Origin of the sequence: Ectothiorhodospira variabilis (assembly GCF_022227625.1) — a bacterium.
GTDB lineage: Bacteria > Pseudomonadota > Gammaproteobacteria > Ectothiorhodospirales > Ectothiorhodospiraceae > Ectothiorhodospira > Ectothiorhodospira haloalkaliphila.
In genome coordinates, this window is record NZ_JAJNAO010000004.1 from 145,217 (window position 1) to 168,814 (window position 23,598).

A 23,598-nucleotide genomic window follows, 5' to 3' on the forward strand; every position below is an offset into this window, starting at 1 on the left:
ACCATGCCAGGGGCTCTGGGTTCAGCCCCGTGGATGGTGCTCGGCGTGCAGCGTCTTGAGTCGTTCCCTGGCCACATGGGTGTAGATCTGCGTGGTGGAGAGACTGGAATGACCCAGCAACATCTGCACCACACGCAGGTCTGCGCCATGGTTGAGCAGATGCGTGGCGAAGGCGTGACGCAGGGTGTGGGGCGAAAGATGCTTGGTGATACCCGCCGTCCGGGCGTGGCGACGGATCATGTACCAGAAGGCCTGACGGGTCATGCCCGCGCCACGGCGGGTCACGAACAGGGCCTCGCACTGTCCGTGACCCTGCATCAACCCCGGACGGGCTTCGGTCAGGTAGCGCTCCAGCCAGTCCATGGCCTCTTCCCCAAGGGGCACCAGGCGCTCCTTGCCTCCCTTGCCCTGGGTGCGCACCACACCATGGCGCAGACTCACCTGGCCAAGCCGCAATCCCACCAGTTCGGAGACCCGCAGCCCGGTGGCATACAGCACCTCCAGCATGGCCCGATCCCGCAGGCCGTTGGTGTCCTCCGTATCCGGGGCCGCCAGCAGGGCATCCACCTCCGTTTCCGTCAGCGTATCCGGCAGGGGGCGCCCCAGCCGTGGCGCGTCGATGCGCACCGTGGGGTCTTCACGGATCTGACCGACCTGCAGCAGGTGGCCATAGAATCGTCGCAGGGTCGACAGCAGGCGGGCCATGCTCCGGGGCCGGGCACCGCCCTCCAGACGCTGGGCCAGATAGCGCAGCAGCTGGTGGCGGTCCGCCCCGGCAAGATCACCACCCTGTCCATCCAGCCAGCGTTCCAGGCCCGACAGATCCGCCCGGTAGGCAGACAGCGTGTGGTCACTCAGACCATGCTCCATCCACATGGCGTCCAGAAACCGATCGATCAGCGACGACGCCTGTGTCATGCATCAATCTTGATCATTTATCGCCCTTGGAGCGACGCGGAAGCACACTGTCCTCTGCCGCACCCTCATCGGCCTCCACCGTGGTCTGGGCGGCCTCTTCCAACGTCTTGGCAGGCCGGCGGGCCTTGTCATTGTCGCCCCCCGGGCCCGAATCGTCGCCACCCATGAACGCCTTGAGCATGTCGAAGGGGAACGGGAAGACGATGGTCGAGGCGTTATCGGTGGCCATGTCGCTCATGGTCTGAAGATAACGGAGCTGCAGGGCCTGGGGGTTGCCCGACATGATATCCGCCGCCTCGGTGAGCTTGACCGCCGCCTGCAGTTCACCCTGGGCGTGGATGACCTTGGCGCGCCGCTCACGCTCCGCCTCGGCCTGACGGGCAATGGCGCGGATCATGCTCTCGTTGAGATCCACATGCTTGATCTCCACGTTGGCCACCTTGATACCCCAGTTGTCCGTCTGCTTGTCCAGTATGCTCTGAATGTCGTCGTTGAGCTTGTCCCGCTCCGAGAGCATCTCATCCAGATCATGCTTGCCCAGCACCGAACGCAGGGTGGTCTGGGCCAGCTGACTGGTGGCGTTGTTGAAGTCTTCCACCTGAATGATGGCCTTTTCCGGATCCACCACCCGGTAGTACAGCACCGCATTCACCCGTACCGTCACGTTATCCTGGGAAATCACATCCTGACTGGGCACATCCAGGGTGATCACGCGAAGGTCCACACGGACCATCTGTTGAATCCCCGGGATCACGATGATCAGACCGGGACCCTTCACTGACTGGAAGCGCCCCAGGAAGAAGATCACGCCACGTTCGTACTCGGGCAGGATCCGGATCGACAGGATCAGCAGGCCCAGGATCAGGGCCAGCGGAGCCAGAAGGGCTGTCATCATGATGCAACTCCTGTTGAGGTTTCTTGATCAGACACGGGCTCCACGGTCAGCGTGAGGCCATCCATGCCGGTCACCCGGACCGCATCGCCCTTGGAGATGGCCACCCGGGATTGGGCCAGCCACGATTCACTGTGCACCCAGACCCGACCAGCCCCCTTGGAGAAGTCCTTCAGGGCCTGCCCCTGGGCCCCGATCAGCTCCTCCCGACCGGTTGTCACCTGCTTTTTTCGCAAATTCATCAGCTTGCTCATCACCCAGATGAAGAAGACCGCGGAAACCAGCGCCGTGCCGCCGATCAGGGGGATGGAAATATGCAGGTTGGTTTCATCCACCAGGATGATGGAGCCGAAGACGAAGGCGGCCACCCCGCCGATGCCCAGTATCCCGAAACTGGGCAGGAAGGCCTCGGCAATCATGAAGGCGATCCCCAGGATGATCAGCGCCAGGCCCGCATAGTTGATGGGCAGCACCTGGAAGGCATACAAGGCCAGCACCAGGCTGATGGCACCCACCACGCCCGGGAAGATGCTGCCCGGGTTGGCCAGCTCGAAAATGATGCCGTAAATGCCCACCAGCATGAGGATGTAGGCGATGTTCGGATTGGTGATCACCGACAGGAGCCGGGTACGCCAGTCGGGTTCGATCTCCACCAGTTCCAGATTTTCGGTGTTGAGCACCCGCTCACCCACGTCCATCTTCACCGTGCGGCCATCGATCTGCACCAGCAGATCCCGGATATCCTCGGCCACCACGTCGATCACATTCTTCTCGAGTGCATCGGTTGCCGTGAGGTTAACGGCCTCGCGCACCGCCTCCTCGGCCCAGTCGGCGTTGCGCCCGCGCAACTCGGCCAGCCCCCGGATATAGGCCACGGCATCCTCCAGCACCTTGCGTTCCATGGCGGTGCCACCCCGTCGTGGCTCGCTCGCAGGTTCCGCATCATCTTCTCTGATTTCCGCCGCTTCGCCATTGGCTTCGTCACCATTGGCATCGACAGAACCGTTGTCCTCATCGGTGGCGTCATCCTCCTGACGATCCTCGGAGCGTGGCCGGCGAGGCTCGTCCTCATCCGGCATGCCGGGAGGGCCTCCCATCTGCACCGGGGTGGCCGATCCCAGATTGGTGGCCGGGGTCATGGCCGCCACATGGCTGGCATACAGGATATAGGTGCCGGCACTGGCGGCTCGGGCGCCCGAAGGTGTCACGTAGCTGGCTACCGGCACCGGGGAAGACAGAATGGCCTTGATCATGTCCCGCATGGAGCTGTCGAGCCCACCGGGGGTGTCCATGCGGACCACCACAATCTCGGCGTTCATGTCCCGGGCCGATTGCAGCCCGCGCACAAAGTAATCGCTGGTGGCGGGGCCGATGGCACCATCCACATCCAGCACCACGGCCACCCCCCGTTCATTGCCATTGCCGTTCTCCTGGGCGTGACTGAACAGGGCCAGCCCGGCGCCCACCAACAGCAGCAGACACCAGAGCAGGATTCGGCGGGCAAAGGGCGTTGCGAGTCGTTTCATGGGGCCGGGACCAGCCTTTGAGCATTGAGCTGTGGAGCGTTGATGGGTTCGACCATGGGAGGCGGCACAAGGTTTCCTTTCTACTTGTCTACTTGTCTACTTGCCGCTGTCCATCAGGGCCGCTAGGTCACGGCTGAGGAGTGTCTCATCACCCAGATTCAACTCCACCAGGCGGCGCAGATGCTGGGCGCTTTCCAGGTCCATCTGCGTGACCCGAAGCCCCAGATCGTGGGCATCCATGCGCACCACCTGCACCATCACCAGAATACTGTTCTCCGAATCCAGCGGCACACGCAGGTAACCGTAGTCCCCCATTCGGCGGGGCGCCAGCAGGGTGGGCGTTCGCACCAGCACACCCTGCAGCGACAGGTCCACCAGTTCCACCCGGATTTCATCAGGACTGTCGAAGGTGAGAAAGGCCACGCCGTCGAAAGTCACCCGATGAAACTGCCGTCTTCCGTTCTGCTCTTCCTCTACCATGGATTGCCTCTCCATCGTGGCCATTGCGCTGATCCTGTCAGCATTCACCTCACGAGTATAGGAGTACGGACCCGGTTTGTAAGGGCCGGTTCTACTTGCAGGGGGGATGAGTATAATGGCCGCTCCTCACGCATTGCCCAGGCTCCACCATGACCGAGACCGCGAAACCCTACTCGCACGAACCCGTTGGACTGCTGCGCCGCATGGCCTGCTGGATGTACGACGGCTTGCTGGCCCTGTCGGCACTGATGCTCACCACCCTGCTGGTGACCGTGGCTACCGGCCTGACCGTGGAGCACCCCCTGTATCCGGCTTATGTTCTGCTCATCCTCGGGGTGGCCTTTTTGTATTTCGGCTGGTTCTGGACCCACAGCGGCATCACCCTGGCCATGCAGACCTGGCGGGTGCGCCTGGTGGGGTTTGATGGCTATCGCGTCACCTGGGTGCAGGCCATGCGTCGTTTCGTGCTGGCCATGAGTCAGTGGATGCTGCTGCTGGGGGGCCTGCAGGCCTGGCGCACGGGCCTGTGGCCCGTGGCCCTGGTGGTGGCCGTGATCGTGGTGGCCGGCCTGGTCTGGACCCTGATGCACCCACAGAAATTCATGCTCCACGACCGCTGGTCGGGAACACGCCTGATCCGGCTGCCGGATCACAAGGCCGGGCAGGTCTAGCGCACCCGCCGGATGGCCCACAGGGCGATCACCAGGAAGACGGCCATGGGCAGCACCGCCGCCAACAGTGGCGGCATGCCGTACACCAGCCCCATGTGATTGAGCATCCGGTTGAGCAGGTGGAACCCCACGCCGATCAGGATGCCGATGAACAGGCGCTGCCCCGCCCCGCCGGTGCGCAACGAGCCAAAGATGAAGGGGATGGCCAGCAGCAGCATCACCAGGCTGGATAACGGCGTGGTGAATCGTGTCCAGAAGGCCAGCTCATAGGGCGCCGACTCCAGATTGTTCTCGCGCAGGTAGCCGATATATCGCGCCAGGGTCCAGGCAGACATCTGCCGCGGCTCCACCACGATCACGTCGAACAGCTCCGGCGCCAGCAGGCGGTCCCATGTTTCGGTGTCGGATTGCTCCACCTCCACGCCCTCCACCGAAACCTGGCTGCGTACCACGCCTTCCATGTGCCATTCGCCACCCTGATAGCGGGCGCTGCTGATGCGGATGGACTCGGTCATGCGCTGCTCATCGTCAAACCGATAGACCCGCAGATCATGCAGACGCAAACCGGGCATGATCACCCGCACATTCAGGTAATCGTTCCCGTCCCGCGCCCATAGACCAACCCCACCTACCTGAATCTGATCGGAATGGGAAAAGGTGCGCATGTTCTGGGCCTGGCGCTCGCTGGCCGGGGCCACCACCTCGCCCAGCAGCACCGCCGCCAGCATCAGCACCACACCCGCCTGTAACGCCGAGGTGATGATGCGCGACACCGACACCCCCGCCGCCCGCATGGCCGTAAGCTCGCTATTCTCGGCCACCGTGCCCAGGCTGAGCAGGGCGCCGATGAGCACCGAGGTGGGGAAGAGTTCGTAAAGGCGGCGTGGCACGGTCAACGCCGTGTACATCAGGGCCTGAATCCAGCCGTAGGCACCCTCCCCCACATCGTCGATCTCGGCAATGAAGGCGAAACCCACGTCCAGTGCGGTGAGCACCAGCAGGGCCAGCAGGGTCCCGCCAATCACCTGCCGGGCAATGTAGAAGCGCAGGATCTTCATGCCAGTTTCGCCCGGCGCCAGCCACGCAAGATCCAGAAGCTGCCGTACTGTCGCCACAGCAGCACCAGCGCCAGGACCACCAGCCCCAGGTGCACCCACCACATGCCCAGCCAGGCCGGTGTGTCACCATCGGCAAACCAGTCCTTGGAGACCATCTGCATCTGCGCATAGACCACATAAATCCCCACCCCCGCAGCCAGCTTGGCGAACCGACCCTGGCGCGGCGAGGTGTAGGACAGCGGCAGGGCCAGCACGGCCAGCAGCAGCATGGACAACGGTGCGGCCAGGCGCCATTGCAGTTCCGCCCGGTGCTCCAGGCGGTCCGACCCCCACAAATCGGCAGTGGGTACATTGTCCGTGCGGCTGCGCACGGTCACCGCTCTGGGATCGGGCATGCGCACGCCATGGGTGGCAAACTGAATGATGCGAAAGTCCGCATCTCCCGGGCTGCCCTCGTAACGATGGCCATCACGCAGCACCAGAAAGCGCTGGCCACTACCGGGATCGACCTGCTGCTCGGCACTGCGGGCCACCACCACCTCAGTGTCCTCGCCCTGGCGCCGCTGGATGAAGACGTTGTGCATCACCTCACGATCATCGGAAAACGACTCCACGAAGAAGACCGTGCCACCCACGCTGCCAGCCTGCAGGAAGCGCCCGGGGGTGATGCCCATGAGATCCGAACGCTGCGCGGTCTCGGCGCGGATCTCGTCCACCTGCAGGGTGGTCCAGGGCCCCACATACAACGACAGCACCGCCAGCAACGCGCTCAGCGGCAGGGTGATCGCCATCACGGTGACGAACAGGCGCCCGTAACCCACACCGCAGGCCTTGAGCGCCGCCATCTCGCTGTCCTTGTACAACCGCCCCAGGGTGAGCATCACCGCCAGGAACAGCGATACCGGCAACAACAGGATCAGGGCCCGGAAAGACCCCAGTGCCAGGATCACCGGCAACACATCGGCGGGAATGCGCCCCTCGGCCACCTCCCCCAGCAGGCGTGCCAGCATGCCGCCCAGGATGATCAGCAGCAGCACCAGGATCACCGCCATCTGCGTGAGCAGCATCTCGCGGATCAGGTAACGGTCCAGGACCTTCAACGGCATCTCGAATCACCCCGGCACGGGGTGCGTTAACGGTGGAAGAAGATTCCCTATACTACTAGCCCCGGCATCGGGTAGGCCAACCACCCGCCCCCTACCCCAGTGACCCAGGGCCCGGATTGCTGCATCATCGGGCTTTCCCAGTCTATTTCGAGGAATGGCATGGAATTCTCAGTCGCAAGCGGTCAACCCCAGGAACAGCGCAGCCCCTGCATCGTTGCGGGTGTATTCGAGCGTCGCAAGCTGTCCACCGCCGCCAAGGCCCTGGATCAGGCCACCGATGGCGCCATCAGCGCCCTGCTCAAGCGCGGCGACATGGATGGCGAACTGGGCCAGACCCTCTGGCTGCATCATGTGCCGGGCGATCTGGCCGAGCGCATCCTGCTGGTGGGCTGCGGCAAGGAGCGGGACCTGAGCGAAGCCTCCTTCCGCAAGCTCACCTCCCACATGATCGCTGCCCTCAAGCAAAGCGGCGCGGCCACCGCCCACAATTTCCTCACCGATGTGCCCGTCAAGGGCCGCGACCTGCCCTGGAAGATCTTCCAGAGCGTGCTGGTGGTGGAAGACGCCCTCTACCGCTTTGACGAGCTCAAGAGCAACAAGAAAAAGGACCGGACAGCCCTCAAGGAGATGGTGCTCAACGTGGAGGCCGAAGGGGAGCTGGACACCGCCGGACAGATCCTGAAACGGGCCACCGCCACCGCCATCGGCATGCAGTTCACCCGGGACCTGGGCAACCGCCCGGGCAATGTGTGCACACCGGTGTATCTGGCCGACCAGGCCAAGGGCCTGAAAAAGGCCTACAAGGACCTCAAGGTGGACATCCTGGACGAGGAGGCCATGGAGAAGGAAGGCATGGGCGCCCTGCTGTCCGTCTCCCGGGGCTCCGAGCAGCCGGCCCGGCTGATCGTCATGGACTACCGGGGCGGCAAGAAGAATGACAAGCCCGTGGTCCTGGTGGGCAAGGGCATCACTTTCGACACGGGCGGCATCTCCCTCAAGCCCGGCGAGGCCATGGACGAGATGAAATACGACATGGGCGGCGCCGCGGCCGTCATGGGAGCCATGAAGGCCTGCGCCGAGCTCAAGCTGCCCATGAACGTGATCGGTGTGATCGCCGCCGCCGAGAACATGCCCGATGGCCGCGCCACCAAGCCCGGCGACATCATCACCACCATGTCGGGCCAGACCGTGGAAGTCCTCAACACGGACGCCGAGGGCCGCCTGGTGCTCTGCGATGCCCTGACCTACGTGGAGCGTTTCGATCCCGAGGTGGTGGTGGACATGGCCACCCTCACCGGCGCCTGCATCATCGCCCTGGGCCACCAGGCCACTGCTGTATTGGGCAACAGCGCTTCCCTCACCAACGACCTGCTCACCGCCAGCCGCCAGACCCTGGACCGCGCCTGGGAGCTGCCCCTCTGGGATGAATACCAGGAGCAGCTCAACAGCAATTTTGCCGACATGGCCAACATCGGCGGCCGCCCGGCAGGCACCATCACCGCCGCCTGCTTCCTGTCGCGTTTCACCAAGAAGTACAAGTGGGCCCACCTGGATATCGCCGGGGTGGCCTGGAAGAGTGGCAAGGAAAAGGGGTCGACGGGTCGGCCGGTGCCCCTGGTGATGCAGTTCCTGTTCAACCGGGTGAAGGAGGCATGACCCGGGTCGACTTCTACCTCCTCAAGGGCACCCACGCCCAGCAGCGCCTCACCACCGTCTGCCGCCTGGTGCACAAGGCCTTCGGCCTTGGGCATCGGGTGCATATCCACACCCGCTCGCAAAACGAGGCCCGGGCACTGGACGACCTGCTGTGGACCTTCAAGGACGATGCCTTCATCCCCCACGGCATCAACCCGGATGATGTCCGCGTGCCCGTGAGCATCGGCCCCAACCCCCCTGAGACGGCCCAGGTGCTGGTGAATCTGGCGGCCGAAGTGCCTGAGCACTTCGAGCGCTTCGAGCGCGTGGCCGAGGTGGTCAACGAGGACCCCGCCATCCGCGACAGCGGCCGGACGCGGTTCCGGCACTACCGGGAGCAGGGCTGCGACCTGCATCACCACCCCTTGGGCAGGTGACCGGCACCCCAAAAAAAGATTAATATAATCCGTCACTTTCGCCCCGCATCCGATACAGGCCCCATGGAAAAGACCTACGACCCCCGCGCCATCGAACAAACCGTCTACCAGGAATGGGAAACCCATGGCTGGTTCGCCGCCAGTGGCGAGGGGGACCCCTACTGCATCATGCTGCCGCCACCCAACGTGACCGGCACCCTGCACATGGGGCACGCCTTTCAGGACACGCTGATGGACACCCTCATCCGCTACCACCGGATGTGCGGCGACAACACCCTGTGGCAGGGCGGCACCGACCACGCCGGCATCGCCACCCAGATGGTGGTGGAACGGCAACTGGCCCGGGACGGGCAGTCCCGTCACGACCTGGGCCGCGACGCCTTCCTGGACAAGGTGTGGCAGTGGCGCGAGCACTCCGGCCACCAGATCCAGCAGCAGATGCGTCGCCTGGGCACCTCCATCGACTGGAGCCGGGAACGCTTCACCATGGACGACGGCCTCTCCGAGGCGGTGACGGAAGTCTTCGTGCAACTGTTCGACGAGGGCCTGATCTACCGGGGCAAGCGCCTGGTGAACTGGGACCCGGTCCTGCACACCGCCGTCTCCGACCTGGAAGTGCTCTCCGAGGAAGAACAGGGCAAGCTCTGGCACATGCGCTACCCCCTGGCCGACGGCTCCGGCCATCTGGTGGTGGCCACCACCCGACCCGAGACCATGCTGGGCGACACCGCCGTGGCGGTTAACCCGGAGGACGAGCGCTACCGGCACCTGATCGGCAAGGAAGTGGAACTGCCGCTCACCGGCCGGCGCATCCCGGTGATCGCCGATGACTACGTGGACCCGGAATTCGGCTCCGGCTGCGTGAAGATCACCCCCGCCCACGACTTCAATGACTATGCCGTGGGCACCCGGCACGACCTGCCCATGATCAACATCTTCACCATCGACGCGAAGATCAACGACGAGGCCCCCGAGGCCTATCGGGGCCTGGACCGCTTCGAGGCCCGTGAGCGGGTGATCCAGGATCTGGACGCCCAGGGCCTGATGGAGCGCATCGATGACCACAAGCTGATGGTGCCCCGGGGCGATCGCAGCGGCGCCGTCATCGAACCCTTCCTCACCGACCAGTGGTACGTGAAGGCGGGCCCGCTGGCCGAGCCGGCCATCCAGGCGGTGGAGGATGGCCGCATCCGCTTCGTGCCGGAAAACTGGAACAAGACCTACTTCGAATGGATGCGCAACATCGAGGACTGGTGCATCTCCCGGCAGATCTGGTGGGGCCATCGCATCCCCGCCTGGTACGACGATGCCGGCAACATCTACGTGGCCCGCAGCGAGGAAGAGGCCCGCAGCAAGTACGGCCTGGGCTCGGATGTGACCCTCACCCGCGATCCCGACGTGCTGGACACCTGGTTCAGCTCGGCCCTGTGGCCCTTCTCCACCCTGGGCTGGCCGGAAAAGACCCCCGAGCTCAAGACCTTCTACCCCACCTCGGTGCTGGTGACCGGCTTTGACATCATCTTCTTCTGGGTGGCCCGCATGATCATGATGGGCCTGAAGTTCATGGACGATGTGCCCTTCCGGGAGGTGTATGTCACCGGCCTGATCCGGGACGCCGAAGGCCAGAAGATGTCCAAGTCCAAGGGCAACGTGCTCGACCCCATCGACCTGATCGACGGCATCACCCTGGATGACCTGCTGGCCAAGCGCACCCAGGGCCTGATGCAGCCGCAGATGGAAAAGCGCATCGCCAAGGCCACGAAAAAGCAGTTCCCCGATGGCATCCCCGCCTTCGGCACCGACGCCCTGCGCTTCACCCTGGCGGCCCTGGCCTCCAGCGGTCGGGACATCAAGTTCGATCTGGGCCGCATCGAGGGCTACCGCAACTTCTGCAACAAGCTGTGGAACGCGGCCCGCTATGTGCTCATGAACACCGAGGGGCAGGACACCGGCGTGAACGGCGGCCAGGTGGAGCTCTCCCTGGCCGACCGCTGGATCACCTCCCGCCTGCAGGTCACCATTGCCGAGGTGCATCGCCAACTGGGTGAATACCGTTTCGACCTGGCCGCCCGTGCCCTGTATGAATTCACCTGGCACGACTACTGCGACTGGTATCTGGAGCTGTGCAAGCCGGTGCTCACCGGCGAGGACAGCAGCGAGGCCGCCCGCCGCGGCACCCGCCAGACCCTGGTCCAGGTACTGGAGACCCTGCTGCGGCTGATGCACCCCATCATGCCCTTCATCACCGAGGCCATCTGGCGTCAGGTGGCCCCGCTGGCCGGTCGCGAGGGTGCCACCATCATGCACCAGCCCTACCCCCAGGTGGACGAGAGTGCACGGGACGCCCAGGCGGACAAGGAAATCGAGTGGGTGAAGAACTTCATCCTGGGCATGCGCCGCATCCGCGCCGAAATGGACATCAGCCCCGGCAAGCCCCTGCCCGTGCTGCTGCACAACTGGCAACCGGAGGATCAGACCCGCTTCCAGTCCAGCCGCGCCTTCATCGAATTCCTGGGCAAGCCCGAGTCGGTGCAGTGGCTGCACGGCGAGGAGCCCCCGGAGTCGGCCATGGCCTTGGTGGGAGAGATGCACCTGCTCATCCCCCTGGCCGGCCTGATCGACAAGGAGGCAGAGATCGCCCGACTTGAAAAGGAAGTGGCCAAGGTGCAGAAGAACCTCACCCAGTGCCGGGGTCGACTGGAAAACCCCAGCTTCGTGGACCGCGCCCCCGCCGAGGTGGTGGAGAAGGAACGCACCCGGGTGGCGGAGATGAGCGCCAGCCTGCGGGAACTGGAAGGGCAGCTGGAGAAGATTCGGCGGTTGTGAGGTGTATGAGGGGGAGGGCCCGAGCGCCCTCCCCTCCTTGTCAGCTTTCCCACAATCCTCAGCAACCCACCCCCTACCCTTAAATATATCCATAAAAAAAACAAGCACTTGAAAACCACGGCCTCCTGGCCCGCTCCTTGCTAAAGATTCGGCACAACACCGACTCAAGGAGCCCCTTCGTGACCCGCCCCAACCTCCACCCCGACGCCGCCAACGCCCGCTACATCAGCTTCAAGGACCTGGACTGTGACGGCAACGCCAAACTGGTCATGAACCTGATCGAGGAATACACCGCCGACCCCGACCAGAAATCCCCCTTCTGGGACTACTTCCTGGGCAAGCGCAATCCCAAATCCGGCCCCAAGCCCGACGACCTGTTCCTGATCCACGCCAACATCAATCAGATCCGCGAACTGTTCGAGGAGTGTGGCGACGACGATGCCCAGGCCCTACTCACCTGGGTGGAGGAGGCCTGCTGCTGAGTGGGTGCCCACACCCCGGGGATCTGCCGCCGCCTCGAAACGGCCATCCGTCTCCACAACCACCGCCTGCAGATTGCCCCAGGGTCGAGACCGGGCCTCCAGTACATGCCCATACGCTTCCAGTTGCGCCTTGAGCTCATCACTGAAGGCATCCGGTTCATATTCGATGTAGTCCGGCAGGTACTGATGGTGATGACGGGGCGACGACACCAGGCGATCGGCACCACCACCGGCATGAAAATCCAGGGCCGACAACAGCACCATGGTGATGATCCGACTGCCGCCCGGCGTACCCAGCGCAGCCACCCGATCATCCATCTCCAGAAAGGTGGGCGACATGCTCGACAGCATGCGCTTGCCCGGCTCGATGCGATTGGCCGACGACTGGATCAGGCCATAGGCATTGGGTGTACCCGGTGCGGCCGTGAAATCATCCATGTGGTTGTTCAGGACCACCCCCGTCCCGGCAGGCATGAACCCTGAGCCAAAGGGATAGTTCAGCGACAGGGTGGCCGACACCCGGTTGCCCTGCGCATCAATGATGGAGAAATGGGTGGTATCCTCCCCACCCCGCAGGCCCGCCGGCCCCGGCAACTGCTCGCTGGGCCGGGCCCGGCCCGGGTGCACCGTGGCGGCCAGCCCGGCCGCGTAGCGCGGATCGATGAGACGCTCCACCGGCACCTCCACAAAGTCGACATCCCCCAGATACCGGGCCCGATCGTGATAGGCCAGGCGCATCGCCTCCACCCCGTGATGCAACCGATCCGCCTCGTCCATGGCCTCAAGATCGAAGCGTTCCATCATTTGCATGGCCTGGGCCAGGGCGATGCCACCCGAGGACGGCGGCGGCGCCGACACCACCCGCATGCCCCGGTAATCGAAGCTGATCGGCTCGCGCTCCACCACCTGATAGCTTGCCAGATCCTCCTGGGTCCAGATCCCCCCGGCCTCGCTCACGGCCTCGACGAGCCGCTCGGCCACGGGCCCCCGGTAGAACCCATCACGCCCCGAATCCGCCAGTCGCTCCAGGGTGAGGGCCAGGTCCGGCTGATGGATCACGAAGCCCTCTTCCGGCACCTCGCCATCATCCAGAAAGACCGCTGCCGACGCCGGCCACGCTCGCAAGGTGTCGCGCCGGAAGGAGGTCAACCGCTCATAGACCGGGTCCACCGGGAACCCTTCCCGGGCCAGACGGATGGCCGGCTCCAGCAACGTTGTCAGAGGCAGCGCCCCATATTCCCGGACGATATGATCCAGGGCGGCGGGCGTGCCGGGAATGGCGGCTGCCAGGGGGCCATTCATTACCCGATCCCTATCCACCTCGCCTTCATCATCCAGAAACATGTCTGCATCGGCGGCCAGCGGCGCCCGCTCCCGGGCATCCACCATGACCTGACGCCCGGTGGCGGCCTCATGCAATAGCCAGAAGCCACCCCCGCCCAGACCGGACCCATAGGGCTCCACCACCGCCAGCGCCGCGCCCACTGCCACGGCAGCATCGAACGCATTCCCGCCCCGGGACAGCACCTCCAGGGCCACCTCGGTCGCCAGGGGATGGGGCGTGGCCACCCCATGGGGCGGCGCATCCGCCAGCAGCGGCCCGGCACAGGCCAGGCAGATCAGAAGGACGAGGGATCGAGTGGAACGGGACATCGCGGTCTCCTGGGGAACGATGAGGGGCGGCGGAAACGGTTGGCCATCCACACCCATCATGTGGGTATCGATATCTTTTGGGATACGGATTTCCAGGGTCTGATAGTTTGGCTGCACAACATACTATAAAGCCCCGGCGCGGCCTTCCATGGACACCAGGGGCACACACCACCAAGGGAGTCCCACATGACCGTGCTTTTCAAACGTGCCACGCTCGCCCTGTGCATCACTGGCATCATGGGCGCATCCGCCACCGCACAGGCCACCAACGCCATGAACATGGACGCCTACGGGGCCATTGCCGGCGGCATGGGCGGAGCCGGCGTGGCCCACGAGACAGGCAATTCCGCCGTGATGAACAACCCCGCCACCCTGGGCATGCGCCGTGGCGAGGTGAATACCGTAGGGTTGGGCTACGCCCTGCTGGCCCCGCGGGTGACCGCTGAGCACCCTGACGCGGGCAAGGACAAGAGCCGCGCTCGCAGCTTTCACATGCCATCCGTATCCTACATCCGCACCCAGGATCGCTTCAGCTTCGGCGCCGCCGTGATGGCCCAGGGCGGCATGGGCACCGACTACCGCACCGGGTCATCCCTATTCTCCGGTGGAACATCCATGATGGGGGAGATGGTGCCCCTATCGGGCGAGCCCATCAAATCGGAGCTGAGCATGGGCCGCGTCATGTTCCCCCTGGCCTTCCGGGTGAGCGACCGGGTGGCCGTGGCGGCGCAGCTGGATTACGTCTGGGCGGCGCTGGACCTGCAGTTGGATCTGGACGGCCAGACCTTCGGCATGATGGCGCAACCGGGCGGCACGCCCAACCTGGGCTCGGCCAGCGGCAGCATGATCACGGAACGCTTCCAGCCGGCATTCCAGGCGGGGCAGATCCAGGACGTGAGCTATGCCCGCTTCGATTTCAACCGGGACGACCGCTTCCGGGGCGAGGCCACCGGCGACGGCCTGGCAGGCAAGCTGGGCATCGTGGTCCAGGCCACCGATCGCGTCACCCTGGGCGCCAGCTACCACACCCGCACCCGGCTGGATGATCTGTCCACCAGCAGCGCCAGACTGAGCCTCGGGGTACTGCCCCAGGGGAGTACGGAGTTCCAGACCCAGCCCGTCTCGGGCCGCATCCGGATCAATGACTTCCAGTGGCCGGAAAGCTATCACCTGGGCGTGGCCTTCCAGGCCACGGACCGCCTGCTGCTGGCCGGTGACGTTCGCCACGTGCTGTGGTCCGACGTGATGAAGAGCCTGGACATGACCTTCACCGCCGACAACACACCCGAGAACGGCGACTTTGCCGGGGCCGAACTGGACGCATCCCTCACCCAGCGCTGGAAGGATCAGACCGTGATCGCCCTGGGCGCCGCCTACCGGGTGAACGACCGCTGGACCGTGCGCGGCGGCACCAACTACGCCAGCAATCCCATCCCCGACGAGACCGTCAACCCGCTGTTCCCCGCCATCGTGCAGCATCACTTCAGCGGCGGCTTCAGCTACCGGTTCTCACCCCAGAGCGCCCTGCACGCCTCCCTCACCTACGCCCCCAAGGTCACCGTCACCCAGTCCGGCCCGGCCTTTGAGGGCACGCGGATCTCCCACAGCCAGACCGTGTATCGGGTGAATTATGGGTATCGGTTCTGACCCGGATGGCCTGGACGGCCGTTCAGACGACGCGGCAAACACCACCACGCCGGGGGTCCCCCGCCCCCCGGAATCCCCCTTCATGACGCTCCACGCAGTGGGTGCCGCCGAAGAAGAGATTACGGTCCTGCCACACCTGGCAGGACCGGCCGCCATCCACCAGGGCCTTGCAGACGGAAGGCGCCAGCCCGCCCTCCAGGTTCAGCAATCCGGCTTCATAATGCACGCGAGGCGCGCTCACGGCCGAGTCCAGCGGCAAATCATGATCAATGCAGTGCACCAGCACCTGCAGGATTGCGTTGCGCAACCGGTTGGACCCACCGGAGCCCAGGGCCAGCAGGCGGCCATCCGGCCATCGGGCCACGGTGGGGGCCATCATGGAGGTCATGCGGCTGTCCGTGGGCCACCGGTGGAACCCCTCTGGGTTCAGATCCTGCTCCCCCAGCATGTTGTTCATCATCACCCCCGTATGGGGAACCACCCAGCCACACCCTTCACCATTGGAAAGACTCATGGCCGCCGCGTTGCCCGAGGCATCCAGCACGCTCACATGGGTCGTGCCCCGATGGGCCGGCGGCAGGCCGGCGAGCTGACTCGCGTAGGCCTGCAGGGATTCCGGGGCCAGCACGCTCTCGTCCAGGGGGCCTGACCAGTCCGCCCGCAGGCGCTCGGTGAGTTCCATGACCCGCGACAGGCGCTCCACATGGGACAACGAACCCGGCACAGCCATGGCCGGATCCTGCGACTCCAGCAGATGAAGGGCAAAGGCCAGGAGCAGCCCGCCGGAGGATGGGGGCGGATTGATGAGCAGATCCACCCCCCGGTACATCCGGGCGATGGGTTCACGCCAGACCGGTCGGTAGGCCGCCATGTCATCCCGGTGCAGATGCCCGCCCTGCTCCCGACTGGCCTCATGAATCTGGTGGGCCACATCGCCCCGATAGAACAGATCCGGCCCCTCTCGACCCAGGTTGTCCAGCAGGTCGGACAGGGCCGGATTACGGTATCGATCCCCCGAGCGGAGCATGGCCGCCCCATCGGACGTGAACAGGTCGCGGGCCCCTGGGGTGGCTACATAGATGGGTGCGACGATGGAGAAGATGTACCCCTGAAGCGGGTTGAGTTCCACACCTTCCCGGGCCAGCTGGACTGCGGGTGCCAGCACCTCGGTCATGGGCAGGCGGCCATATCGGCCATGCAACCCGAAGAGACCGGCCACCAGCCCGGGCGTGGCCATGGACCCGAGACCAATGTGAAAATCCTGGGTGGTCGTGCCGAAATCCGCCGTGATGGGATGAAAATCCAGCTCTTCCAGCGGCCGCCGCTGCCGCGGCGTCTGCACGAAACAATCCAGCGCCAGGGGCTCACCCTCACCCTCCTGACCCACCAGAAATCCACCGCCGCCCAGGGAGGCCAGCACCGGTTCGGCCACACAGGCCGCGAACACGGCGGCCACGGTGGCATCAAAGGCGTTCCCCCCCGCCTCCAGGATCATGGCCCCGGCCTCCACCGTATCCGGGTGGCCCGCCGCGATCACGCCACGCATCCACGTACTCCCCTTCCAGCCAGCATATTCATGATCAGGCGGATCATGGTTTCCTTGTTGGCGGCATCGGACTCGGCCACCAGCAGGGTCAGTGCCGCGAGGCCCACGTCGTTGATCACCGGCTCACCTGCCGCATTCAGCAGACGGCCATTACGGTGGAGGAAGTCCACGAACAAGAAGGCCGCGCTGCGCTTGTTGCCATCGGAAAACGGGTGGTTCTTGACCACGAAATACAGCAGATGCGCGGCCTTGGACTCGACGCTGGGGTAAGCGGGCTCGCCAAACACGCTCTGATCCAGATTGCCCAGCAGCGAGGCCAGACCGTCGCCCCGGTCCCGGGCGAACAGATCGGTCGCCTCGCCGCGCGCCATGAGCTCGGATTTCAGACTGTCCAGCGCGGCCCGCGCCTGTTCCAGTGTGGGCAGGCTTCCACCCGGCTGCGCACGTGGCTCGGTCAGCAGGCCCTCGTCGTAGCGCTGCAGCAGCAGAAAGGTCTGGGCGTAGCGGCTGACGATATCCACCAGACCACGACCGCTGCCCGCGTCCAGCGCCGGGCTTTGCGCAGCCTTGCGCACCAGCGCCAGGGCCGCCTCCAGTTCCCGGGCATTTTCCTCGAAGCGCTGGCGGTTCAGGGTCCAGCCCTGGGTGAGGTGTTCGCGCAGGATGCGGGTAGCCCACTGACGGAAGCGGGTACCCTGATGAGACTTGACGCGGTAACCCACTGAAATGATCACATCCAGGTTGTAGAACTCCACTGGCTTGTCCGAGTTTGCACTATGCATTTTTTGCATAGTGGTCTCCCGATCCAACTCACCCTCCCGGTAAGCATTACCAACATGGCGCGAGATCACCGACTGATCCCGCCCAAACAGCACGACCATCTGCGCCTGGCTAAGCCAGACAGTCTCGCGGTCGGTATCCAGCCGCACCTCGACGGCCTTGCCGGAGTCCTCGAAAATGATGATGGGGGCTTGGGTTTCAGCGGTCATGCAACTTCCTCCTTGTTGTGGATTCTGCAAACATTCACTGTCCTGTGTTCTGGTTAGTCGAATCCGGCGAATGGCCTGATGATGTATTGCTTGAGCCGGCCACAAGCCGCTTGACCTTGAGTTCTTCACGATGCTGCTCAGCGTGCCAGAGTTCATACTGTGACTGCTGATTCAGCCAACTCTCTGCCGAAGCACCAAACGCAATGGAAAGCCGAATGGCCATCTCTGGACTAATGCCCGCCCTGCCGTTCAACACAGCACTCAGGGTTTTTCGACTGACCCCCAATGCTTCTGCAGCGGCCGTTACAGAAAGGCCCAAGGGCTCCAGGCAAAGCTCACGCAACACTTCACCAGGATGGGGGGGATTGTGCATCAACATCGGCGACACCTCAGTGGTAATCTTCGTAGTTCACGATCTCGGCATCTCCATCCTCGAACCGGAAGGTCACGCGCCGGTGACCACTGACCGTTACTGACCATATTCCGGCTCGATTCCCCGAAAGCTGATGCAGTCGAATACCCGGCAGATCCATATCCCTGACGTCCGACGCCGCATTCAGCCTACCGAGAATCAGCCGAAGCCTCGCCGAATGAGCGGCCTGGATCCCGGCGGTGCTGCCGGAACTGAAAAATCTGGCCAAGCCATTGTGCTTGAAGCTTCGAATCATGTTGCGAATGTAACCCGCCACGTACCAGGTTTCAATCGCGCATACATGGCACGGAGAGTCGGATAGCGGGACGGCGGTAACGTCGGCTCGCTCAGGCGTATCGATCCGCGCCCAGCCCCTCCGGGTCGATCTCCGGTGTCCGTCCGCTGACCACGTCGGCCACGAATCTTGAGGAGCCCAGGGACATGGTCCAGCCCAGGGTGCCGTGACCGATGTTCAGGAACAGGTTGTTGTAGCGGGTATGGCCCAGGATGGGCACGCTGTCCGGGGTCATGGGGCGCAGTCCGGTCCAGAACTCCGCCGCCTCCACATCGCCGCCGCCAGGGAACAGATCGCGCACGACGTATTCGATGGCCGCGCGGCGTTGTGGCGGCAGGTCCTTGTTGTTGCCGGCAATCTCCGCGACCCCACCCACCCGAATGCGGTGGTCGAAGCGGGTGATGGCCACCTTGTACTTCTGGTCCATCAAGGTGGACTGGGGGGCCCGGTCCTCATCCAGCACCGGCATGGTCAGGGAGTAGCCCTTGAGCGGGTAAATGGGCAGGTGAATCCCGACCCCACTCAGCACACGGGCAGACTCACAGCCCAGTGCCATCACGTAGCGGTCTGCGGTCAGGGTGCCGTTGGAAGTCCTCACACCGGTGACCTTTCCGTTGTCGGTGGCGATGGCGTCCACCCGGGTGTTCATCTGGAAGGTCACGCCCATGGTTTCACAGGCCTCGGCCAGGGCACAGGTAAACTTGTGGCAGTCGCCGGTCTCATCCCCGGGCAGCAGCACGCCGCCGGCGATTTTTTCGCGCACGTTGGCAAGCGCCGGCTCCTGGCGGATGCAGGCATCCACGTCCAGCAATGCATGGGGGATGTCGTAGCGCTTCAGGATGGCCACATTCGCATCAGCGTCCGCCAGATCCTTTTCCGTTCGGTACAGTTCCAAAGTCCCCTGGCAACGGCCATCGTAGTGCAGCGGCAGCTCCTCCCGCAGTTCCTTAAAGCACGCGGCACTGTAACGGGCCACCCGGAGCATACGCGCCTTGTTCACCTGGAACCGGGCGGTGGTGCACTGCCCCACCATCCTGGCCAGAAAGCGCAGCGCCCGCATATCGAGGGCCTTGGGATTGATGTACAGGGGTGCCATGTCCTGCAGCAGCCAGCGGATGGCCTTGAGGGGAACGCCCGGCGCAGCCCAGGGGGTGGAGTGGTCGAACGACAGCATGCCCGCATTGGCATGACTGGTCTCCATGGCCGGCCCCTCCAGCCGGTCCACCACCGTCACCTCATGGCCCGCCCTGGCCAGATACCAGGCGCTGCTCACACCAATCACGCCACTGCCCAATACCAGAACCTTCATCGGTGAGCCCCCCACGTCGCGAGATGGAAGGATTGAGGTCTTTCCTGGTAAGAATGACTCACTACCGAAAAGTTTTCCTTGGATCCAACATCCTCACTATGGATTGGCTGCCTGGAAGGCAAACGGCTCGGCCGCTTCAAACAACTCCGATACCTCACCGGAGAGCACCCGTTCCATGTCCACACCCAGGTCCAGTTTGCGGATGTCTGCGCCTTCACTGAAATCCAGTTGATCAAGGTCGACCCAGAACACGCTGGGCGAGATCACCGACTCGGCGTAATAGCGCCGCTGCTTGTGGTCGGCGACCACGCGCCAGCGGGTGGTCGACAGGTTGGGGGCGTCCGCGACGCTGATACCCCAGGGCACGGACGTCTGGCGGATGACGCTGAACACCGAGGCAGCGGCAACCCGCGGGTCGTCACTCTGCACCACGGCATTGATATAGAACTGGGCGCGCACGAAACGATCGGAGGCACGTACCGTACCGGGCAGGAACTCCCGCGGATTCACGTTTTCCCAATACTCCAGAATCGCCCGCTGCCTGTCGTAGGTCGGCTCGTTGGTCATCACCTGATACTCGCGGCTGTGATGGATGACCATCTCGCCGTCGATGAACTCGATCACCGCACTGTCGCCCGTCGCATCCGACAGGGACACATGCACCGTGGCGAAGCGACTGGTGTCCATCGGCAACGGCCCCGTCACGACGTCAATGGGGTTCGATTTCAGGTCGGCAACCGCCTCCTCCACCGTGGCGAAGCGGTCGAGCAGATACTGCGGGAAGATCGCCACGGAGATGCGCGGCGTCTCACCATCATCGTCAGGATAAGTGGCGTTGACCTCCCACAGGAGATTGGCCACCAGACCGGCCTCGTTCATGCCGTCAGCGGTGGAAATATCGTAGCCGGATGTGATCAGGCTGCCAAAGCGGCTGTTCCAGGTCACCGAGCGATCCCCAGCCAGTCCCTCTCTCTCCATGCCGCGGGGAAATACCCACAGGTTGCTCACCATGGGCAGCTTCCAGTCCATGCTGCGTCCGGTGAGGATTCGATCGTCCGGGCCCTGATAGACCACGCGTGTGCAGGTTTCCGCCACACCCGAAACCATAAGACCTGCCACGAGGACAAAAGCACAGCTGAATAACCTTACCGACATATCCCCTCCCTGACCCGGTTCATGGCCGGGACGCCGCACCAAAGCACTCAAGTAAGTCTTGAGGCTACAACAGGACACATCCTTTTGCCACGAGAACCTCCGCGTGGCGTGGTGAATTATTCGTAGTGGCTCCATCGCCGCCGCACTAAAGCAAATATATAACTTCTCCTTCCCGCGCGTAGTACACTCTATATCCAGGACCGTAATGTATTCACATTTCAGGTACAGGTCCTCCGACGGACTCACAATCCCCAAAATTGCCGGCCTCTGCAGACCGAATTCGCGCAACAATGCGTGCTTTTCCTACCGGATCACGAAGTTTCTTCAGCCACGTGTCGAACTCAGGTATGCGGTGGAAGGTATACATATCGCATACCGTATCCGTATGGATACGCCATGTCAAGATTGTAGAAGATCCCACCGACCACGGCTTGGTTATACAGCATGTAGCGGCTTGATTCGATCCACTTCTTCCTTGATCGACTGCGCGGCAGTCCAAAGATCAACAGACCGTTGTGCGTTCAGCCAGAATTCCGGCGAATTACCAAACAAACGCGCAAGCCGGAGCGCCATTTCAGGGGTGACAGCACGACGCTCGCGCAGTAATTCATTAATTGACTGACGAGAGACACCCAAAGATTCGGCCAACCCTGAAACCGTCAGTCCATAATCTGGAAGAAAATCCTCCCTCAGCATTTCACCCGGGTGTGTGGGTTTGCGTTGCATATCGGTCGTATTAAGAATCGCCATATCATCACCTCACTCAGGGATAGTCACACACTTCGACTTCATACGCATCACCATCTTCAAAACGAAAACAGATACGCCACTGATCATTGATTGAAATTGCGTGCTGCCCCTGCCGGTTTCCCGAAAGCGGGTGAAGGCGATTGCCGGGCGGCACTTTCAAATCCTCTAGCTGTACGGCCAGATCCACGTATTCAAGTTTTCTAGCGGCTCTCGGAGCCACATCCGCAGGAAATTTCTTTGACTTGCCCTTGGAGTAGAGTTCTTGGGTTCGTTTGTCGGCAAAGGATTTGATCATGAAACAAAGCGTATTGCGTCACGTGACGCTTGCCAATGAGGCATGAGAATGACTGCATAACCCCGGCTCACGCGCTGGTTTGGAGCTGCAAAGCAGCGGAAAATCGGCCGCTGTGAAGCCGATTGTGTACGCCCGGCATGGCATGAACTGATGGGGTGAAAGTCCCCTGTAGGAGTACCTGTGATGTCCACACTGTGGACCAACGTAACTACTAGCCGACGGCAAGGGCAGCCCCGTGAGGGTCTGTCTGGAGGAAGCCCGAGCGCAAAGGTGCGAGCCGACGGACAGACAAAATCGCCGGGAGCGATTTTGAACAGCCGCAGGCTGGCCCGAAGGGCGAGCCCCAGGGATGGGGTGAGTAAACCGCATAGAAGGCTCAGTCCCCGGGCGAGTCAGCACAAGGTGACAAAGCCCATCAGGTGCAGGGGATAGGGTAAATGCGGCGGTTGTGCACTGAAAGTTCATGTCCTTATCCGGGGAGATCCGTTCCGCATGCGGCCCGTGCCGCCATGGGAGTCGAACTGAGGCCCAGTCCGAAAGGACTGGAGACGCCATCGAACCCTACCGTGGCCGTGGTCGCCATGGAAGCCGGACTGAGGGCCAGCCCGAAAGGGCTGGGCATCCCCCCGGACCCTACCGCGACCCGGGCAGCGCGTCCAACGGCAACGTTTGGCGTGACGGAGCAGAGGTCAGCCGAGGCCATAGTCATCGCACGCCCGTGGACGGACCTCGCGGTGAAGGGCCGAACATGAGAAGACAAGGCGGAGCCGTGGATTGCTCGCACGCGTCGTCGAACCCGTCCGGGGGAGACGCGTCGCGGCGTGATACCACGCAGCCAGCCTTGCACGACGACCTGATGGAGCGGGTGCTTGCAAGCGAGAACATGCGACGGGCATGGAAGCGGGTGAAAGCCAACAGGGGCGCCCCCGGTGTCGATGGGATGCACATCGAGGACTTCCCTGAGTTCGCACGTTCGAACCTGCCGGTCATCCGCCAAGCCTTGCGTGATGGCACGTACCGGCCACAACCGGTGCGACGAGTGACCCTTCCCAAACCCGATGGGGGCCGAGCGACTGCTTGGCATCCCGACGGTGACGGATCGGGTCATTCAACAGGCCATGGCGCAAGCCCCGGGGCCGATCTTCGATCCATGATTCTCGGATTCGAGCTTCGGCTTCCGACCCGGACGCTCCGCCCATGAAGCACTGAGGCGGATACAAACCCATATCGCTGATGGCTACCGCATCGCCGTCGATCTGGACCTGGCGAAGTTCTTCGACACGGTCCAGCACGACATCCTGATGGCCCGAGTGGGCCGCAAGGCTCTGGGAACGCCAAAACGCGCCGCCATCTGGACAGGCATGAGCTCCAAAAGCTACTGGCATTTGTCCCGATCCCTCGGCACCCAGATCGGGATAACCAATGACTGGCTGAGACGTCAGGGCTTGCTCAGCATCCGCGATCCATGGATGAAAGCGCACGGTTATGCGTGAAGGCGTCGTGTGCTCCCTTCTCA

The 23,598-nt window shown here is 63.4% G+C and carries 22 protein-coding genes; 7 read left to right on the plus strand and 15 right to left on the minus strand.

What is annotated here, in order from left to right; translation table 11 throughout:
- Positions 1 to 21: 21 nt before the first annotated feature.
- From xerD to LPW30_RS07060, 4 genes are all read right to left on the minus strand, one after another.
- Positions 22 to 918: a site-specific tyrosine recombinase XerD gene (xerD, locus tag LPW30_RS07045; protein ID WP_025281159.1), complete on the minus strand. Its 897-nt coding sequence runs from the start codon at positions 916 to 918 to the stop codon at positions 22 to 24.
- Between the two features lie 13 nt (positions 919 to 931).
- The gene (locus LPW30_RS07050) at positions 932 to 1,813 is read right to left on the minus strand and encodes a slipin family protein (RefSeq protein WP_025281158.1); all 882 of its coding nucleotides are present in this window, start codon (positions 1,811 to 1,813) and stop codon (positions 932 to 934) included.
- Positions 1,810 to 3,336, minus strand: coding sequence for an NfeD family protein (locus LPW30_RS07055; RefSeq protein ID WP_238624205.1), 1,527 nt, complete (start codon positions 3,334 to 3,336; stop codon positions 1,810 to 1,812). Before LPW30_RS07055 ends, LPW30_RS07050 begins: the two co-directional genes overlap by 4 nt.
- Positions 3,337 to 3,432: 96 nt before the next feature.
- Positions 3,433 to 3,816 (minus strand): PilZ domain-containing protein, encoded by a 384-nt coding sequence (locus LPW30_RS07060; protein WP_025281156.1) that lies wholly within the window; start codon positions 3,814 to 3,816, stop codon positions 3,433 to 3,435.
- 149 nt (positions 3,817 to 3,965) lie between these two features.
- On the opposite strand from LPW30_RS07060, the gene LPW30_RS07065 reads away from it, so the two are divergent.
- Complete coding sequence (locus tag LPW30_RS07065) at positions 3,966 to 4,487, plus strand: RDD family protein (RefSeq protein WP_025281155.1); 522 nt, start codon at positions 3,966 to 3,968, stop codon at positions 4,485 to 4,487.
- Here the strand turns inward: LPW30_RS07065 and lptG are convergent.
- Positions 4,484 to 5,545, minus strand: a complete 1,062-nt coding sequence (gene lptG / locus LPW30_RS07070) for an LPS export ABC transporter permease LptG (protein ID WP_239680411.1) — start codon at positions 5,543 to 5,545, stop codon at positions 4,484 to 4,486. The genes LPW30_RS07065 and lptG overlap by 4 nt on opposite strands.
- Positions 5,542 to 6,651: an LPS export ABC transporter permease LptF gene (gene lptF, locus LPW30_RS07075; protein ID WP_025281153.1), complete on the minus strand. Its 1,110-nt coding sequence runs from the start codon at positions 6,649 to 6,651 to the stop codon at positions 5,542 to 5,544. Before lptF ends, lptG begins: the two co-directional genes overlap by 4 nt.
- A gap of 159 nt (positions 6,652 to 6,810) precedes the next feature.
- Here lptF and LPW30_RS07080 point away from each other — a divergent pair, with 159 nt between their 5' ends.
- The 4 genes from LPW30_RS07080 (at position 6,811) to cowN (ending at position 12,031) form a co-directional block, all read left to right on the plus strand.
- Positions 6,811 to 8,307, plus strand: coding sequence for a leucyl aminopeptidase (locus LPW30_RS07080; RefSeq protein ID WP_239680412.1), 1,497 nt, complete (start codon positions 6,811 to 6,813; stop codon positions 8,305 to 8,307).
- Positions 8,304 to 8,723 (plus strand): DNA polymerase III subunit chi, encoded by a 420-nt coding sequence (locus tag LPW30_RS07085; RefSeq protein ID WP_239680413.1) that lies wholly within the window; start codon positions 8,304 to 8,306, stop codon positions 8,721 to 8,723. The genes LPW30_RS07080 and LPW30_RS07085 overlap by 4 nt, the downstream gene beginning before the upstream one ends.
- Before the next feature lie 63 nt (positions 8,724 to 8,786).
- A complete protein-coding gene (locus tag LPW30_RS07090; RefSeq protein WP_239680414.1) occupies positions 8,787 to 11,549 on the plus strand; it encodes a valine--tRNA ligase in 2,763 nt (920 codons plus the stop codon).
- A gap of 179 nt (positions 11,550 to 11,728) precedes the next feature.
- Entirely contained in the window at positions 11,729 to 12,031 is a 303-nt protein-coding gene (gene cowN, locus LPW30_RS07095) for a N(2)-fixation sustaining protein CowN (protein WP_025281150.1), read from the plus strand.
- Here the strand turns inward: cowN and ggt are convergent.
- Entirely contained in the window at positions 11,999 to 13,684 is a 1,686-nt protein-coding gene (ggt, locus tag LPW30_RS07100) for a gamma-glutamyltransferase (RefSeq protein ID WP_239680415.1), read from the minus strand. The two genes, cowN and ggt, sit on opposite strands and share 33 nt — an antisense overlap.
- Before the next feature lie 186 nt (positions 13,685 to 13,870).
- Here ggt and LPW30_RS07105 point away from each other — a divergent pair, with 186 nt between their 5' ends.
- Positions 13,871 to 15,331, plus strand: a complete 1,461-nt coding sequence (locus LPW30_RS07105) for an OmpP1/FadL family transporter (protein ID WP_035369581.1) — start codon at positions 13,871 to 13,873, stop codon at positions 15,329 to 15,331.
- 22 nt (positions 15,332 to 15,353) lie between these two features.
- Here the strand turns inward: LPW30_RS07105 and LPW30_RS07110 are convergent, their stop codons facing one another.
- The 8 genes from LPW30_RS07110 to LPW30_RS07145 all read right to left on the minus strand — a co-directional run bounded on the left by LPW30_RS07110 (position 15,354) and on the right by LPW30_RS07145 (position 22,082).
- On the minus strand, positions 15,354 to 16,877 hold the full coding sequence (locus LPW30_RS07110) for a gamma-glutamyltransferase family protein (RefSeq protein WP_239680416.1): 1,524 nt from the start codon (positions 16,875 to 16,877) through the stop codon (positions 15,354 to 15,356).
- Entirely contained in the window at positions 16,865 to 17,866 is a 1,002-nt protein-coding gene (locus LPW30_RS07115; RefSeq protein ID WP_239680417.1) for a virulence RhuM family protein/type II toxin-antitoxin system death-on-curing family toxin, read from the minus strand. The genes LPW30_RS07110 and LPW30_RS07115 overlap by 13 nt, the downstream gene beginning before the upstream one ends.
- Before the next feature lie 34 nt (positions 17,867 to 17,900).
- The gene (locus LPW30_RS07120) at positions 17,901 to 18,245 is read right to left on the minus strand and encodes a HigA family addiction module antitoxin (protein ID WP_239680418.1); all 345 of its coding nucleotides are present in this window, start codon (positions 18,243 to 18,245) and stop codon (positions 17,901 to 17,903) included.
- Between the two features lie 10 nt (positions 18,246 to 18,255).
- Positions 18,256 to 18,534 carry a type II toxin-antitoxin system RelE/ParE family toxin gene (locus tag LPW30_RS07125; RefSeq protein WP_239680419.1) on the minus strand — a complete coding sequence of 93 codons (279 nt, stop codon included), beginning with the start codon at positions 18,532 to 18,534 and terminating at the stop codon, positions 18,256 to 18,258.
- Between the two features lie 91 nt (positions 18,535 to 18,625).
- Complete coding sequence (locus tag LPW30_RS07130) at positions 18,626 to 19,882, minus strand: D-amino acid dehydrogenase (protein WP_239680420.1); 1,257 nt, start codon at positions 19,880 to 19,882, stop codon at positions 18,626 to 18,628.
- A gap of 96 nt (positions 19,883 to 19,978) precedes the next feature.
- Positions 19,979 to 20,977 carry a linear amide C-N hydrolase gene (locus tag LPW30_RS07135; RefSeq protein WP_239680421.1) on the minus strand — a complete coding sequence of 333 codons (999 nt, stop codon included), beginning with the start codon at positions 20,975 to 20,977 and terminating at the stop codon, positions 19,979 to 19,981.
- 495 nt (positions 20,978 to 21,472) lie between these two features.
- The gene (locus tag LPW30_RS07140; RefSeq protein WP_239680422.1) at positions 21,473 to 21,787 is read right to left on the minus strand and encodes a HigA family addiction module antitoxin; all 315 of its coding nucleotides are present in this window, start codon (positions 21,785 to 21,787) and stop codon (positions 21,473 to 21,475) included.
- A gap of 13 nt (positions 21,788 to 21,800) precedes the next feature.
- The gene (locus tag LPW30_RS07145) at positions 21,801 to 22,082 is read right to left on the minus strand and encodes a type II toxin-antitoxin system RelE/ParE family toxin (RefSeq protein ID WP_239680423.1); all 282 of its coding nucleotides are present in this window, start codon (positions 22,080 to 22,082) and stop codon (positions 21,801 to 21,803) included.
- A 1,214-nt stretch (positions 22,083 to 23,296) separates the two neighbouring features.
- On the opposite strand from LPW30_RS07145, the gene LPW30_RS07150 reads away from it, so the two are divergent.
- Positions 23,297 to 23,575 (plus strand): hypothetical protein, encoded by a 279-nt coding sequence (locus LPW30_RS07150; protein WP_239680438.1) that lies wholly within the window; start codon positions 23,297 to 23,299, stop codon positions 23,573 to 23,575.
- The last annotated feature ends 23 nt before the right edge of the window (positions 23,576 to 23,598 follow it).